At 60.7% G+C, this 13199-nt stretch carries 17 protein-coding genes; 7 read left to right on the top strand and 10 right to left on the bottom strand.

The annotated features are described in order from the left end of the window. Positions 1–30: 30 nt before the first annotated feature. Genes NIBR502773_RS28145 through NIBR502773_RS28130 form a run of 4 tightly spaced genes read right to left on the bottom strand, consistent with a single transcriptional unit; the run spans position 31 to position 1862 of the window. Entirely contained in the window at positions 31–522 is a 492-nt protein-coding gene (locus tag NIBR502773_RS28145) for a periplasmic heavy metal sensor (RefSeq protein WP_141157510.1), read from the bottom strand. Continuing rightward, entirely contained in the window at positions 519–944 is a 426-nt protein-coding gene (locus NIBR502773_RS28140; RefSeq protein ID WP_065941190.1) for a hypothetical protein, read from the bottom strand. The genes NIBR502773_RS28145 and NIBR502773_RS28140 overlap by 4 nt, the downstream gene beginning before the upstream one ends. Beyond that, on the bottom strand, positions 941–1519 hold the full coding sequence (locus tag NIBR502773_RS28135; RefSeq protein ID WP_141157509.1) for an RNA polymerase sigma factor: 579 nt from the start codon (positions 1517–1519) through the stop codon (positions 941–943). The genes NIBR502773_RS28140 and NIBR502773_RS28135 overlap by 4 nt, the downstream gene beginning before the upstream one ends. A gap of 31 nt (positions 1520–1550) precedes the next feature. After that, the gene (locus tag NIBR502773_RS28130) at positions 1551–1862 is read right to left on the bottom strand and encodes a YXWGXW repeat-containing protein (protein WP_141157508.1); all 312 of its coding nucleotides are present in this window, start codon (positions 1860–1862) and stop codon (positions 1551–1553) included. 222 nt (positions 1863–2084) lie between these two features. On the opposite strand from NIBR502773_RS28130, the gene NIBR502773_RS30675 reads away from it, so the two are divergent. After that, a complete protein-coding gene (locus tag NIBR502773_RS30675) occupies positions 2085–2225 on the top strand; it encodes a hypothetical protein (protein WP_166655323.1) in 141 nt (46 codons plus the stop codon). Between the two features lie 116 nt (positions 2226–2341). Then, on the top strand, positions 2342–3286 hold the full coding sequence (locus NIBR502773_RS28125) for a GGDEF domain-containing protein (RefSeq protein WP_141157507.1): 945 nt from the start codon (positions 2342–2344) through the stop codon (positions 3284–3286). Positions 3287–3553: 267 nt separating this feature from the next. Here the strand turns inward: NIBR502773_RS28125 and NIBR502773_RS28120 are convergent, their stop codons facing one another. The 4 genes from NIBR502773_RS28120 to NIBR502773_RS28105 all read right to left on the bottom strand — a co-directional run bounded on the left by NIBR502773_RS28120 (position 3554) and on the right by NIBR502773_RS28105 (position 7469). Further along, positions 3554–3814 carry a hypothetical protein gene (locus NIBR502773_RS28120; RefSeq protein WP_115486310.1) on the bottom strand — a complete coding sequence of 87 codons (261 nt, stop codon included), beginning with the start codon at positions 3812–3814 and terminating at the stop codon, positions 3554–3556. A 178-nt stretch (positions 3815–3992) separates the two neighbouring features. Then, on the bottom strand, positions 3993–4322 hold the full coding sequence (locus NIBR502773_RS28115) for a hypothetical protein (protein ID WP_065941186.1): 330 nt from the start codon (positions 4320–4322) through the stop codon (positions 3993–3995). A gap of 91 nt (positions 4323–4413) precedes the next feature. Next, positions 4414–6915, bottom strand: coding sequence for a TonB-dependent siderophore receptor (locus NIBR502773_RS28110; RefSeq protein WP_141157506.1), 2502 nt, complete (start codon positions 6913–6915; stop codon positions 4414–4416). A 116-nt stretch (positions 6916–7031) separates the two neighbouring features. After that, positions 7032–7469 (bottom strand): DUF3995 domain-containing protein, encoded by a 438-nt coding sequence (locus NIBR502773_RS28105; protein ID WP_065927938.1) that lies wholly within the window; start codon positions 7467–7469, stop codon positions 7032–7034. Positions 7470–7561: 92 nt separating this feature from the next. Between NIBR502773_RS28105 and NIBR502773_RS28100 the strand changes: the two genes are divergently transcribed. Continuing rightward, positions 7562–7951, top strand: coding sequence for a DUF2946 domain-containing protein (locus NIBR502773_RS28100; RefSeq protein WP_141157505.1), 390 nt, complete (start codon positions 7562–7564; stop codon positions 7949–7951). A 95-nt stretch (positions 7952–8046) separates the two neighbouring features. After that, positions 8047–10173, top strand: a complete 2127-nt coding sequence (locus NIBR502773_RS28095) for a TonB-dependent siderophore receptor (RefSeq protein ID WP_141157504.1) — start codon at positions 8047–8049, stop codon at positions 10171–10173. Positions 10174–10256: 83 nt separating this feature from the next. Here the strand turns inward: NIBR502773_RS28095 and NIBR502773_RS28090 are convergent, their stop codons facing one another. Further along, positions 10257–11273: an ABC transporter substrate-binding protein gene (locus tag NIBR502773_RS28090; RefSeq protein ID WP_141157503.1), complete on the bottom strand. Its 1017-nt coding sequence runs from the start codon at positions 11271–11273 to the stop codon at positions 10257–10259. A 133-nt stretch (positions 11274–11406) separates the two neighbouring features. Further along, the gene (locus NIBR502773_RS28085) at positions 11407–11856 is read right to left on the bottom strand and encodes a hypothetical protein (RefSeq protein WP_065941180.1); all 450 of its coding nucleotides are present in this window, start codon (positions 11854–11856) and stop codon (positions 11407–11409) included. Positions 11857–12272: 416 nt separating this feature from the next. Between NIBR502773_RS28085 and NIBR502773_RS28080 the strand changes: the two genes are divergently transcribed. From NIBR502773_RS28080 to NIBR502773_RS28070, 3 genes are all read left to right on the top strand, one after another. Next, positions 12273–12539 carry a hypothetical protein gene (locus NIBR502773_RS28080; protein ID WP_115486272.1) on the top strand — a complete coding sequence of 89 codons (267 nt, stop codon included), beginning with the start codon at positions 12273–12275 and terminating at the stop codon, positions 12537–12539. Between the two features lie 115 nt (positions 12540–12654). After that, positions 12655–12885: a hypothetical protein gene (locus NIBR502773_RS28075; protein WP_065927941.1), complete on the top strand. Its 231-nt coding sequence runs from the start codon at positions 12655–12657 to the stop codon at positions 12883–12885. A 72-nt stretch (positions 12886–12957) separates the two neighbouring features. Continuing rightward, complete coding sequence (locus NIBR502773_RS28070) at positions 12958–13194, top strand: DUF2789 domain-containing protein (protein WP_027606523.1); 237 nt, start codon at positions 12958–12960, stop codon at positions 13192–13194. Positions 13195–13199 lie beyond the last annotated feature (5 nt).

The raw sequence follows: 13199 nt of genomic DNA, 5'->3' as shown, positions 1-13199 counted from the left end.
AAAGGGCTCTTGCTTACGCTCTCGATTGATTTAATCCCTCGCAATGGCGGCTTGCTTCCTTCCGGTTCGCGGTGTGTTTGCCTGCCCCCGCAAGTACAACGCTTCCACCAGCCTTTGCCGCTCGTCCCACGTCAAGGTTTCGGCAAACTGCGCCAATGTGCCGTCCACCAAGGCCCTGAGCGCCGCGTCGGCCTCACGCGCCTTGGCTAATTGCGCCTCCAACACATCACGCTTCAACGTCGGCGCTTCCAATTGCTTGATCACCCCCAGCCGCGCCTCACGCCCGGCCATGATCAGCGGCTGGCTGTCGTCGCGATTGCGGCGCAGCAGTTGGCGCAGTTCCCTGCGCCGCTCCGGCGGCAACTTGACCATCGCCTGGCGCAGGCCGTGCTGGTTAACCACCACTTCGGCAGGCCGGGCGTTGGCCATCCAGTGGTAGAGACCGCCGCCCACCCCACCGATCAAAAATACGTTGAGCAGGATCGAGACAAACAACCACGGTTTCAGGGATCTGGCGGTCATTGTTCGGTTTCCTCGGCGTTGACGCTGAAGACGACTTCCGCGTCGCCCTGATCAAAGACACTGGGCAGCACGTCGGAGGACAACATCGGCAGCGGCACGCTCATGGACGCCACCAGCATCCCGGTGACGATGCCGGCAATGCCCGCACCGACAAGGCCGGCGGGCGATAACCAGTTGGCATAGCGTGACCAGAATGAGCGTGGGGCGGATTGGCGGATCTGCCGGACCAACGCCGGGTCGGGGAACGCCAGTTGATGGCTGTCCAACTGGCTGTCGAGCCAACGCGCCTGCTGCAAGGCTACACGGGCATGGACGTTGCCGTTGTCGAGCAGCGCCTGGGCCGTTGCCCGTTCTGCCGCGGGCCAGCGACGCAGGTCCGCCCCATAGACGTCGGCCAGGTACACAAAGCGTTCGGGTGTCATGATGTTCCCCTTCCTGGGCGGGCGAGCCCGGGTGTATCGGCAAGTTGGCTGCGCAACTGGCGTCGGCCCCGCGACAGCAGGCTCTCCAGTGCCTCGACGCTGATATTCATCAGGGCCGCGGCGTCAATGTTCGACAGCTCCTGGTAGTACTGCAACACGATGGCTTCGCGCTGGCGTTCGGGCAGGGCCGCCAACGCGGCGGCGATGCGTGTACTGCGGTCCTGGGTCTCCAGCTGCTCTTCAGGCGATGGCGAGCTGTCTGCCACCTCCACCGCCGCCTCTTCGCTCAGCGGGCGCTCCTTGCGTCGCCGCAAGCGGTCGTGGCACAGGTTCAGCGCGACCCGATGCAACCAGGTGTCGAAGCGCGCCTCGCCACTGCGCCAGTGGGCGGCCTGGCGCCAGATGCGCAGGAAACTTTCCTGGGCCACGTCCTTGGCCTCGTCGGCGTCCCCCAGGATCCGACTGGCGAGCGCCAGCAAACGCGGGAGCTTGCGCGTCACCATTTCGTTGACGGCGGCAGGTTCGTTATTGCCGATACGCGCCAGCAGCTCAACGTCCGGATCAGTGTCTTTCAATCGGGCAGTTCTCAGGGCCAAGGGTCAGGGGTCAGCGGATCCAATGCCCTTCGCGCCAGTACCAGTTCGGGCCATGGGCTTCCCAATGGCCAGGCTCCCAGCGCGCATGGCGCATTACCGGCTGCCAGTGGCCCGGCACCCAGCCGTAACCGCGCCCTTCCCAACGCCAGTGGCCCCGGTCCCAGGCATAGCCGGGGCGCTCGGCCGGGATCATTTCCACACGTGGAGGCGGCGGCGCCTGCTGAATGATGATGTCGGTCTGGGCAAACGTCGGGGTGCTGACAAACGCGGCGAAGGCCAGCGGAACAAGCACGGTTAAACGCAATGTGGCCAGGGCTCTCATGGCAACTCCTCCATGCAACCCGCGAAAGTGCAGGTTGCTGATGGGTTGAACGGCGCGTGCGCAAAAATCCGTCGCGGGCTGCGCAGATTTTTTCAGCAGGGGGCGAGACCAGTATTGCTCAGGGGTTGGCGGGGCTTGATGAAATGTCTGAAAGGATTGCGACGGATTTTCGCCGGTCGCCGCGTTGAAGGATTAACCCCGGCCAACCCAAGAGGAAACACCATGTACCGTCGACTTACCCTGCTGGTTGCCGCTGTGCTGATCGTCAGCCTCAGCGGCTGCGTGATCGTGCCGGAACACCGTCATTGCTGCTGGCGTTACTACGGCGCAGTGGATGCGCCCAGCCATGCTGTTATTGGCTAGCTGGCCGCCGCCATGCCCGTCACACGACCTCTCGTCTGCTGCCTCGGCAAGCGCTTGACTCCCAGCGTCGATCACACGACGCTCTGGGCACTTAGCCATCATTCGAGCCGTCCACCATGAGCATTGCCCCTCCGAGCCAGCCCGACAGCGACGTATACCGCACGCTGCTGGAGTCGACCAAGGCCATCCCGTGGCGTATCGACTGGCAGAGCATGACCTTCAGCTATATCGGCCCGCAGATCGAAACGCTGTTGGGCTGGACCCCGCAAAGCTGGGTCAGCGTCGACGACTGGGTCTCGCGCATGCACCCCGATGACCGCGAATACGTGGTGAGTTTCTGCGTGTCGCAATCCCGTGCCGGGGTGGACCATGAAGCGGATTACCGGGCCCTGACGGTGAACGGCGACTACGTATGGATCCGCGACGTGGTGCATGTGGTGCGCAAGGACGGTGAAGTCGAGGCGCTGATCGGCTTTATGTTCGATATCAGCGAACGCAAGAAGACCGAAGAACACCTGGTGCGCCTGCAAAAGCAACTCGAGGAATATTCCTACCAGGATGGCCTGACCGGCATCGCCAACCGACGCATGTTCGACACTGTGCTCGAGCGCGAATGGGCCAGCGCCCAGCGCAGCCAGTTGCCACTGTCATTGATCATCCTGGATATCGATTTTTTCAAGCAGTACAACGATCACTATGGCCACATCAAGGGCGACGAATGCCTGCGCCAGGTCGCGCATACCCTGTCACTGGCCGCCAACCGGCCGCGGGACTTCATCGCTCGCATCGGCGGTGAGGAGTTTGTGTGGTTGTTGCCGGAAACCGACGCGGCGTCGGCCAAACAGGTCGCCGGACGTTGCCTGCACCTGATCCGCCAACAACAGATCGATCATGGCTTTTCAGCGGTGTCGAACCTGCTGACCCTGAGCCTGGGCGTAGGTACGCGCATCGTCAAACCCGACAGCCCGATGCTGGGTTTTGTCGAAGATGTCGACAAGTTGCTCTACCGGGCCAAACGCAACGGGCGGATGCGTGCGGAGTTTGCAGAAGGTGAAGTTTGACGCCGGGGGTTAAATTCCAGGCAAAAAAAATCCCAAGTAGCTGATGGAAACTTGGGATTTAAAAATGCATAAACCGTGGGAGGTGAACGCCCGGCTATAGTAACCAGTGTAAAAAGCTGTAACAAGAAAATTTTATATCCTTTCGTCGGATTAAAAGCATTGTAAGTCCTTAAATAACCACATGTTTTTTAAGGTGGCGACGCATATAAGTGCCACTTTTTGGTGCAACTACCGCCAATATTTCCACTTATAAAAAAGGGTTATTAGTTAAGGCGGCGTGACACTCTTCGACCCGCTCTCCCCCAATTGCTTGCAGGTATCGCGAAGTTCCAGACCCGCGGAGGTGGCCACACTGGCGACCCGCTCAACCTGCCGGCAAAGTGCCAAACGCTCGGCCGCTTCTTCGCGCTGGCGATCCGCCTTGGCGTTGAGCTGCATGAAATAGCCCCCGAGCAACATCGCGACACACAGCACGCCAAGCGCAAAATAGCGCAGGCTGTTGGATGAAGGGGGGGTTGCCGGGGTCACGGGCTTACCCTGCCCGGCTCTGTTTTGACAGCAAACCTGGAGCGCCTCGGGCAGCACCCTCCCGGGACCGGCGTCGCGGCGCGAATAAGCGTGTGCATACCTGCCTCCTCTACCAAGGGAGCAATTGTATGCAAATAGAAACATCGGTTTGTCGTGGTTTTGTAAAGCCTGCACTCGATTACTTGCGTGCCACTTTGTAACGCACGCAATCCTGATAGAAACTCTGGCGAATCGCTTCGGGCTTGAGCCGTGAACGACTGTCATAGGTCTGTTCGGTGATGCCCATGGCCATCATGCGCATCCAGGATTTACTGAACTTGATGGTCTGGATCTTCTGCCGCGCCGCGTACAGCGACACCCCCGACAGCTTGAGTTCCTGGGCCCTGGCGGCCGTGCCGGCGCCCCAACTGCACATGTACTTGTCACCCTCGCGCAGCTCCCGTGCCTGCACGGCAGCCGCGCCGCCGGCCAGGGAGCAGGCGATCAGCATGATTCCAACAGTGCGCATTTGCTTCCTCACCTAACCACCTGAAAATAAAAGCGATTCTGGCGAGAATTTTGTTACAAAGGGGCCATTAAATTGCCTTATCGTCGTGCCATCACCATTGGTAGGTCGCACTTGCCTGCACGGTGCGCTGCGAGCCGTACCAGCACCACGAGTAGGAATAGCACGACGCGACGTACTCTTTGTTCGCCAGGTTGGTGGCGTTCAGGGCCAGGCGCAGGTTGTCCTTGAGGTTGGCGATGTTCGGGATGTCGTAGTGCACCGCTGCATCGAACAGGGTGTATCCCGGCACCTTCAGGGTGTTGGCGGTATCGCCCCAGGACGAACCGACATACCGCGCACCCGCGCCTGCACCGAAGCCCTTGAGGTTGCCATCATGGAAGGTGTAGTCAGCCCACGCCGACGCCGTGTGGCGCGGTACCGCATAGGTGGTGGTGCCCTCGGCGTTGATGGCCGGGCCTACGCCGATATCGCTGATGGGAGCGTAACGCACGGTGTTATTGGACTTGCTGATGCGGTTATCCAGGTAGGCATAGGCCGCCGTGATGTCCAGGTTGTCATTGAGGCTGGCCTTGCCTTCCAGTTCAAAACCACGGGATTGCACTTCGCCGTCCTGGCTCTGGCAGCGACCGCTGCCGCACAGGTGGGTGGGGTCCGGGTCGGTGGTGAGGACGTTGGTCTGGCGCAGGTCGAAGATCGCCGCGGTGATAAAGCTGTTGCTGCCCGGCGGCTGGTACTTGATGCCGATTTCATACTGCTTGCCTTCGGTCGGCTTGAACACCGAACCGCCGTAACCGGTGCCCGACTGCGGGTTGAACGACTCCGCATAGCTGGCGTACGGCGCCAGGCCGTTATCGAAGAGATAGACCAGGCCAATACGCCCGGTAAAGGCCTTGCTGTCCAGGGAGGACTGGCTCTTGGCCCCGGTGCGCAGGGTCTTGGTGGTGCTGTCGGTGCTGGCCCAGTCATAACGACCGCCGAGCAACAGCACCCATTTGTCCCACTTCATCTGCTCTTGCAGATAGACCCCGGTCTGTTCGCTGCGCGACGTACCGTCGGTGGTGTACGCCGGTACCGGCACGGCCGCGCCATAGACCGGGTTGAAAATATCCAGGGTCGGCCCGGCGGTATACGTCCCTGAGCCCAACAGGGTGTCGGTGCTGGTGTTCTGGTAGTCGAGCCCCATCAGCAGGGTGTGTTGCAGTGGGCCCGTGTCGAATCTGGCCTGCACCTGGTTATCGAGGGTGTAGGCATCCATGTCGACGTCACTGGCAATGGTGGAACGTCGAATGGTGCGGTAATCCGCCATCAGGTAGTTGCTGTAGAGGCTGCGATACCGTCCTTCGCTGCGCAGGTAACGCGCGTTCTGGCGCACCGTCCACACATCGTTGACGTGATGCTCGAAGGCCCAGCCGATGGAGTAGTACTCGCGATCGCTTTTCTCGAAGTTCTTTTCGCCGTCGTAGAAGTCCACGTCGATGCTGCGCCCGGTCGGGCTGTGCAATACCGAGCCCCAGGCCGGCACCGAACCGTAGGACGCGCCCTTGGGGTCCTTCTGGAAATGCCCGAGCAAGGTCAGCGAGGTGTCTTCGTCCGGCCGCCAGGTGAACGCGCTGGACAACGACTGGCGACGGGTTTCGGTGTGTTCGACCTGGCCATCGGCATCGTCGAACAGCCCCGCCACGCGGTAGGAATACACGCCTTGATCGTCAATCGGCCCGCTCAAATCGAAGGTGGTGCGCTTTTTATTGAAAGTGCCGTATTCGACGCCCACTTCATGGAACGGCGTATCCAGCGGGCGCTTGCTGACCATATTGATCACTCCGCTCGGCGTGCCCTGCCCGTACAGCACCGACGCCGGGCCGCGCAGCACTTCGACGCGCTCCAGGTCAAAGGCATCCTTTTGCGGCAAGGCATCACGGCTCGACGGCATCCGCAGGCCGTCGAGGTAAGTGGCTGGGGCAAACCCGCGGATGGTCAATTGGTCGAGACGCGACGCCGTGGCACCGCGGGTTTCCGGGATGACCGCGGCGCTGTAGCGCAGGATCTGGTTGAGGCTCTCGGCGTTCTGCGCACGCATCTGGTCTTTGGTGACGATGGAGATCGACTGCGGAGTCTCGATCAGCGCGGTATCGGTCTTGGTGCCCGACAAACTGCGCGTAGCCACATAACCGGACACCGGCCCGGTAGGGCTTTCGGCCTGGTACGCGCCGCTGATGGTGGTGGCCTGCAACTGCATGGCACCGCCGTTATCCGGGATGGCTTCCAGGCGGTAGCGGTCGGCCGAGAGCTTCAGCGCCTGCAGGCCGCTGCCGGCGAGCAACTGGGTCAGCGCCACGTCGGTGGCGTACTGCCCGCTCAAGCCGTTGCTGCGTTTGCCGCGTGCCAGGCTCGCATCAAACGCCAATACCAGGCCCGCCTGCTCGGCCAGGCTGTTGAGCGCCTGGCTCAAGTCACCGGCCGGAATCTGGAAGCCGCGTACAGCACTGCGGCTTTCTTCGGCGAAGGCGGATTGGACGTTCAGCAACGGCACGGCGGCAAAAGCCAACGCCACTGACAGGGCCAGTGGGTGCAAGGGGCGAGCAAGGCGCGACATGGGAAATCCTGGGTAATAGAGGTTCTATTAACCATGACGGCCAGTTCGGCAAATCGGGCAAGGATGAGAGCAGTTTTTATTTGAGCGGCGTAGATCGGTGTGTTGTGTTTCCCTCATTAACCCCACGCCACCACCAACAACCCCACCCCCAACGCCAGGCACAACGGCGAATAGAACCACGTATCCCACCGCGCAAACCGTGACCCGCCGACCTTCTTGAAAAACCCCACCAACTCCGAATCCCCAATCGCCCTGGCAAACATCAGCAGGGCGATCGCGCTGATTCCCCATTGCAGCGCCGCATGGGAGACCGCCGAAAAGTACAGCCCGGCCCGCAGGCACACCAGCAGCGCAATGCCGACCAAGCCCATCGCCACCAGAAAGGTCCCCAGCGCCGAGGGCTTGAATGCAGGGCGAGGCCCGCTGGCGAATTCGCCGGGCAGTTGGGGGATGGCGGCGAGGCTGCCGAGTTTGCCGCCGGCAGCCCAGTACAGGTGCACCATGCTGATGCAGGTAAAAACGCCGACGATCCATCGTGCGATGACAAAGCTCATGGCGGGTTCTCCCTGAAAGGTGCGAGACAGGATAGTCGCCCTGGGATTTTTTGCAGGCATTTCGTCGGCGGCTGATGGTAAAGTGCCGCCCCATGAAACTCGCCCGCGCCGACCGCTCGCTCATTGCCTGGATGCTCTATTGCTGCGTCCTGTTCAATGTGTTCGCCTGCAGTATCGGTCACGGGCAGATGGTGGGGATGCAGCTCAATGGCATCGGCGGGCAGTTCTGTACCGTCGACCCGCGTACCCAGGCGCCCACGCCGTCCAACTCCAGCGATGAGAACCTGCCGACGCTGGCCAAGGCGTTCGGTTGCCCGCTGTGCTCCACCGGCGGCATGGGCCCGGCGCTCAGTTCCAGCCTGAATGTGGCGGTGTTGCCACAACCCCATGCGCCACCGCCGGCCGTGGTACTGGCCGCTGACATCCCTGCCCGCTTCACCTGGCCCACGGCTAACCCGCGCGCGCCACCCGCCTTCGCCTGATCCCTTTGCTTTCCCATCTGCACTGACCGCCGGTTCCACACGGAATGACGGACGGCCGTGCGTTGTTTTCAAGCCAAGTTTTTCAGGATTCAACCATGAAACATCTACCCCTGTTGGCGGGCCTGTTCGGCTGCCTGCCTGTCTGCGCCTGGGCCCTCGAATTGGCCCCGACCACCATTGATGGCGAATCAACTGCCGAACCCGGTCTTACCCTGGATCAATCCAGCGGCGTGGCGTCGCGGCTGGGACTGAGCGTGCGGGAAACCCCAGCGTCGGTTGCCATTGCCAACCGCAATGACATCGAACGCCATGGCGCCAAGACGTTTCGCGATGCCGCCAACACCCTGCCCGGCGTCAACGCCAGCGCGCCGCCGGGTTTTGGCGGGTTTGTCTCTTACCGTGGGTTTACCAGCAGCCAGATCACCCAGATGTTCAACGGTATCAATGTCGCCACCGGCCTGGCCCGGCCAGTGGACGCCTGGATCTATGACCGCGTGGAACTGGTGGGCGGCCCCTCCTCCCTGATCAACGGTGCCGGCTCCGTCGGCGGCTCGCTCAACTACGTGACCAAGCTAGCCACCCGTGAGGAGCAGGCCGCCGAAGGTCAGCTCACCTATGGCAGCTACGACACCACCGGCATGGCATTCGGCGTCAATCACGCGCTGACCGAGCCCGGCGCCGACGTGCAGCATTACGCGCGCCTGGACGTGAGCCGCAACACCAACCACAGCTACATCGACCGCGACCAGCGTGAGGCCTGGAGCCTGGCGTTTTCCCTGCTCAGCGACCTCACTCCCGACCTGTCCCATACCCTGGCCCTGGAATACCAGGATGAACAGGAAGACAGCCCTTACTGGGGCACGCCGGTACTCAACCCCAAGGCCGGCGAGCTGAAGATCGACAAACACAACCGTTTCAATAACTACAACGTCGCCGACGGCCGTTACGAGCAGCGCACGATCTGGGCGCGCTCGATCATCGACTACCGGATCAACGACAGCACGACGCTGAAAAATACGCTCTACCACCTCGACAGCCAGCGCGATTACCGCAACCTGGAAACCTACCAATACAACGCCGGCAACAGTGCGGTAAACCGCTCGACCGCCTACCAAGTGCGCCACCAGGGCGAACAGCACGGCAACCAGTTCGAGCTGCGCCATGACGACCGTCTGTTCGGCCTGTCGACCACCTGGTCCGGTGGTTTTGAGTACAAGGTCAACAGCACCACCAACACGCCGTTGAATGTGCCGGGCAACAGCACCGTGGACCCGAACGGCTTCAACCCCGGGCACTTCTACGACATCCCGCGTACCCGGGAGAACTTTGGCAAGGACAAGACCAGTGAGCTCACCACCAAGGCGCTGTTCGTGGAAAACCGCCTGGGCCTTACCGATAAACTTTCGCTGCTGAGCGGCCTGCGTTACGACGCCATCGACCTCGATGTGACCAACCACCGTGCGATCACGGCCACCAACCCACGGCACTTCAAGCGCCGGTGGGAACCGGTGACCGGTCGCGTCGGCCTGACTTACCAGTTCATCCCATCGGCCAATGTCTACGTGCAATACAGCACCGCCGCCGAGCAACCGAGTACGACCACCCAGGTGTTCGATGTGTCGACCGGCAAACAATGGGAGGTGGGCAGCAAGTTCGACTACCTCGACGGCCGTGGCTCGGCCACCGTTGCTGTCTATAAGATCGAACGCAAGGACTTTGCCGTAACCGACCCGCAGGACCCGACCACGAGCATCCCGGTCGGCGCGCAGTCATCGAAGGGCATCGAGCTGGCCAGTTCATTGCGCATCACGCCCAGGCTGCTGGCGGAAGGCAACGTCGCCTGGGTGGATGCCGAATACGATGAGTTCAACGAGAAAATCGCCAGTGGCGCGGTGGTTTCGCGCAAGGGCAATACACCGACCAACGTGCCCAGGCGCGTCGGCAACTTGTGGTTGACCTATGACTTTGCCGAGGATTGGCAAGGCGGCGTGGATGCGCGCTACGTCGCCGAGGTGTATGCGGACAATGCCAACACCCAGACGGTGCCGGCCTACACGCTGTTCGGGACGTTCCTGCGCTATCAGGTGGATTCACACACCTCGGTGACCGGCCGGGTGCGCAACCTGACCAATGAGGTGTATGCCGAGTTTGCCCATGTGTCCCCGGCGTATTACCTGGGAGCGCCACGGACATTCGAGCTGGCGGTGCAAACCAGATTCTGAAGCGACACTGCAAACAACATGTGGGAGGGGGCAAGCCCTCTCCCACATTATTTTTGATCTCCGCTCGGCAATAAGCGCCGTGCTTACTTCAAGCTGGCTTCGACCTTCTGCGCCACATCCTCGGTCAACCAGGCCTTCCACACCTCAGGATGCTCCTTGAGAAACGCCTGGGCCACCTCCCGGGGCGCGGTGTGGTTCTCGCTCATGGTCGCCAGGGCTTGGTTCAGCGGCCCAATCGGCAACTCGACCTTCTCGAAAAACCCGGCAATCTGCGGATGTTCCTTCTGGAACGGCGTGGACACGCCAATACTCAGCTTGGATGCCAACGACCGAGTGGGCTTCGGATCGGGGTTATCCGCATCCGTCAGGGTCTTCCAGGCCTCGGCATCGAACGGTGGCTCTTCCAGCTGGATCAACTTGTAGCGCCCCATCAACGGCGTCGGCGACCAGTAGTAGAACAACACCGGTTTGCCGCGACGGATGGACGAGGCAATTTCGGCATCCAGTGCAGCTCCCGAACCGCTGCGGAAGTTCACGTAGCTGTCATCCAGGCCATAGGCCTTGAGCTTCTGCTTGTTGACCACTTCCGAGGTCCAGCCGATGGGGCTGTTGAGGAAGCGCCCCTTGCCGGGAGATTCCGGGTCCTTGAACACGTCCTTGTAGCGCGCGAGGTCCTTCACGCTCTTGAGGTCCGGTGCCAGGGGCTTGATGCCTTTGGCCGGGTCGCCCTTGACCACATACTCCGGCACCCACCACCCCTCAGTGGCCCCCTTGACCGTATCCCCCAGGCCCACCACCTTGCCTTCAGCCTCGGCCTTGACCCACACCGGGCTGCGGCCGGCCCACTCTTCACCGATGACCTGGATGTCGTTCTTGGCCAGGGCGGTTTCCAGGGTGATGGTGGTACCGGGCAAGGTGTCGGTGGGCAAGTCGTAGCCCTTCTCGACGATGACCCGCAGTATTTCGGTGATCAGGCTGCCGCTTTCCCAGTTCAGGTCGGCAAAGTGCACCGGCGCTGGCGCGGCCGAAACGGGCAGCGAAGCCACTGCTAGACCCAGGGTCGTCAGCGATGCAGCCAACAGCGTTCTCAATCCTTTCATGCCCTTGCACCTCGCGATGTCGCAGCAAACAACGAACGGCTTTGCTGTCTATGCGCGAAGCCTCTGAATAGTTAAGTCAACTCAACTGTAGTAGAGGTTCCGGGAGATAGGAGATGTTCGCAGTATTTACCGATTATTCACTGGCCTTGAACGTCACCAGCTCACCCTTGCGCCATTTGGCGGCCTTGCCGGTCACGGCCTTGAGGGTCTTGGTCAGGCCTTCCTGCAGTTGTTCATTGGCGGCAAACACCAGCATCACACTGTGGCCTTCCTTGAAGACGATGCCCTGGCCCTCGGGCGAGGACACAAAGGCATAGTCGCCCAAGCCATACACCGTCAACTTGATGTCGCGGAACTTGAGTTCGAACTTGCCACCTTCGCGACTGGGCAATACCGCAGCACGGAAGTGGTCGCCCACCTTGAGCTCCAGACGGGGTTTGTCATCCACAACCATTGCCGCTTCGGTATCGATTTCGGCGATATAGATACCTTCCGGCGTCTGCTCGGTGATGTAAACAAAACGGGATTGAAACTGCTTGACCAACTTTGCGCGCAAATCACCCAGCACGAACAACGCGTGCATATCCAGATTACTGACTGCCAAGGAAACGCCCCCACATCGAAATAAAGCACTGACCGCCAGAGCGGGCAGCACAAAGAAACGGCCATCTCGGCACGATCACACAACACATTCATTGAAAAACTGAAGAAGACCCCGTTGCTGCGCCCAAAGCCCCGGACAGGCATGCACGATGGGCCTTGTGCAGGGACATCAGGCATCGCAGGAAATCACAGGTTCAATAACCGGAGAATACCGGTCGACCCGCTTCAGAGAATAACACTATTAAAAACGCAGTTTCCGACAGCTCATATAAACAAAAACATCTCGGCGTGGAACCAGACGCCGACTGCCGACAACAATACTAAAACAGCGACACGGGTCAAAACCACCTGTAACGCTGCTGGTGGGTCAACAAGATCGATCGACAGGAGCTGACCATGCAACGACGCCAATACGACGCTACGTCTTCCCGCACTCGCTCATCATGTCAGGACGAACAGCAATACTACTGCTTACGCAGTCCCAACGGGTACCCCAATTCGGTTCTTTACCAAGTTGTACCCGCCGGAAGAAACTTCTTCCATATCCGCGAAGTCACCAGTGGCAGGATCAAAGGCTTTCGCAGCGACCACATCGAGGCCTGCGAACTGGCCAAGCGGCTGGAGGCCTCACTGCACGGCGGAATCGTTTCGTCACCCGGATGACTTTACTGCGCCGCCGCCCTTCAACAACTGCCATACTGGCCTGTCCATTGGAATTTGCCCCCGCACGGGCCAGGTTTCATCAGTGCTGTTGGTTACCTCGAAGGGAAGGCGATACGTGACGGAATTTGATATTGGCGAATTTTTCATCCATGGCGACGCAAGGGAAGTAGACGGTGAGTTTCAAGCAGTGATCGTGATGCGCGCCAAGCCGCCGTTGACCACCGTCACCACGCACCAGGTCGAAAAAGACCGTTGGTTCAAGACCCTCGATACTGCCGCCAGCGCCGGAAAAGAATCCGCCCAGGCACTCAAGGCTGCAGTGGATTCAGGGGCACTGACCTCCTGACAATCCGATCGAACTCTACCGCGCCACAAGCCTCCCATGCATAACGATCCCGAAACCCGCACGGAGACTGACATGGACGCGCCAATACCAACACTCGAAACCTTATTCGAACAACTGGGCCTGGACTCAACCCCCGAAGCCATCGACGCCTTCATTGTCGCGCACCCGCTGAGTGACGACGTCAAGTTGATCGACGCGCCGTTCTGGACGCCGCAACAGGCACAGTTCCTCAAGGAAGAACTGCGTGAAGACGCCGATTGGGCCATGGCGGTGGATGAGCTGAACCAGCGCCTGCATCAACCGCAGTAATCCAC

It is taken from the genome of Pseudomonas sp. NIBRBAC000502773 (assembly GCF_006517195.1).
Taxonomy (GTDB): Bacteria; Pseudomonadota; Gammaproteobacteria; order Pseudomonadales; family Pseudomonadaceae; genus Aquipseudomonas; species Aquipseudomonas marginalis.
The sequence above is the reverse complement of the archived record's forward strand: the minus strand, read 5'-3'. Positions and strand labels throughout refer to the sequence as shown.

What these genes read in the sequence shown, in the direction of transcription:
- NIBR502773_RS28145 (WP_141157510.1), bottom strand. Translation starts at nt 522, where the DNA reads ATGACCGCCAGATCCCTGAAACCGTGGTTGTTTGTCTCGATCCTGCTC.
- NIBR502773_RS28140 (WP_065941190.1), bottom strand. Translation starts at nt 944, where the DNA reads ATGACACCCGAACGCTTTGTGTACCTGGCCGACGTCTATGGGGCGGAC.
- NIBR502773_RS28130 (WP_141157508.1), bottom strand. Translation starts at nt 1,862, where the DNA reads ATGAGAGCCCTGGCCACATTGCGTTTAACCGTGCTTGTTCCGCTGGCC.
- NIBR502773_RS30675 (WP_166655323.1), top strand. Translation starts at nt 2,085, where the DNA reads ATGTACCGTCGACTTACCCTGCTGGTTGCCGCTGTGCTGATCGTCAGC.
- NIBR502773_RS28125 (WP_141157507.1), top strand. Translation starts at nt 2,342, where the DNA reads ATGAGCATTGCCCCTCCGAGCCAGCCCGACAGCGACGTATACCGCACG.
- NIBR502773_RS28115 (WP_065941186.1), bottom strand. Translation starts at nt 4,322, where the DNA reads ATGCGCACTGTTGGAATCATGCTGATCGCCTGCTCCCTGGCCGGCGGC.
- NIBR502773_RS28110 (WP_141157506.1), bottom strand. Translation starts at nt 6,915, where the DNA reads ATGTCGCGCCTTGCTCGCCCCTTGCACCCACTGGCCCTGTCAGTGGCG.
- NIBR502773_RS28105 (WP_065927938.1), bottom strand. Translation starts at nt 7,469, where the DNA reads ATGAGCTTTGTCATCGCACGATGGATCGTCGGCGTTTTTACCTGCATC.
- NIBR502773_RS28100 (WP_141157505.1), top strand. Translation starts at nt 7,562, where the DNA reads ATGAAACTCGCCCGCGCCGACCGCTCGCTCATTGCCTGGATGCTCTAT.
- NIBR502773_RS28095 (WP_141157504.1), top strand. Translation starts at nt 8,047, where the DNA reads ATGAAACATCTACCCCTGTTGGCGGGCCTGTTCGGCTGCCTGCCTGTC.
- NIBR502773_RS28090 (WP_141157503.1), bottom strand. Translation starts at nt 11,273, where the DNA reads ATGAAAGGATTGAGAACGCTGTTGGCTGCATCGCTGACGACCCTGGGT.
- NIBR502773_RS28085 (WP_065941180.1), bottom strand. Translation starts at nt 11,856, where the DNA reads ATGCACGCGTTGTTCGTGCTGGGTGATTTGCGCGCAAAGTTGGTCAAG.
- NIBR502773_RS28080 (WP_115486272.1), top strand. Translation starts at nt 12,273, where the DNA reads ATGCAACGACGCCAATACGACGCTACGTCTTCCCGCACTCGCTCATCA.
- NIBR502773_RS28070 (WP_027606523.1), top strand. Translation starts at nt 12,958, where the DNA reads ATGGACGCGCCAATACCAACACTCGAAACCTTATTCGAACAACTGGGC.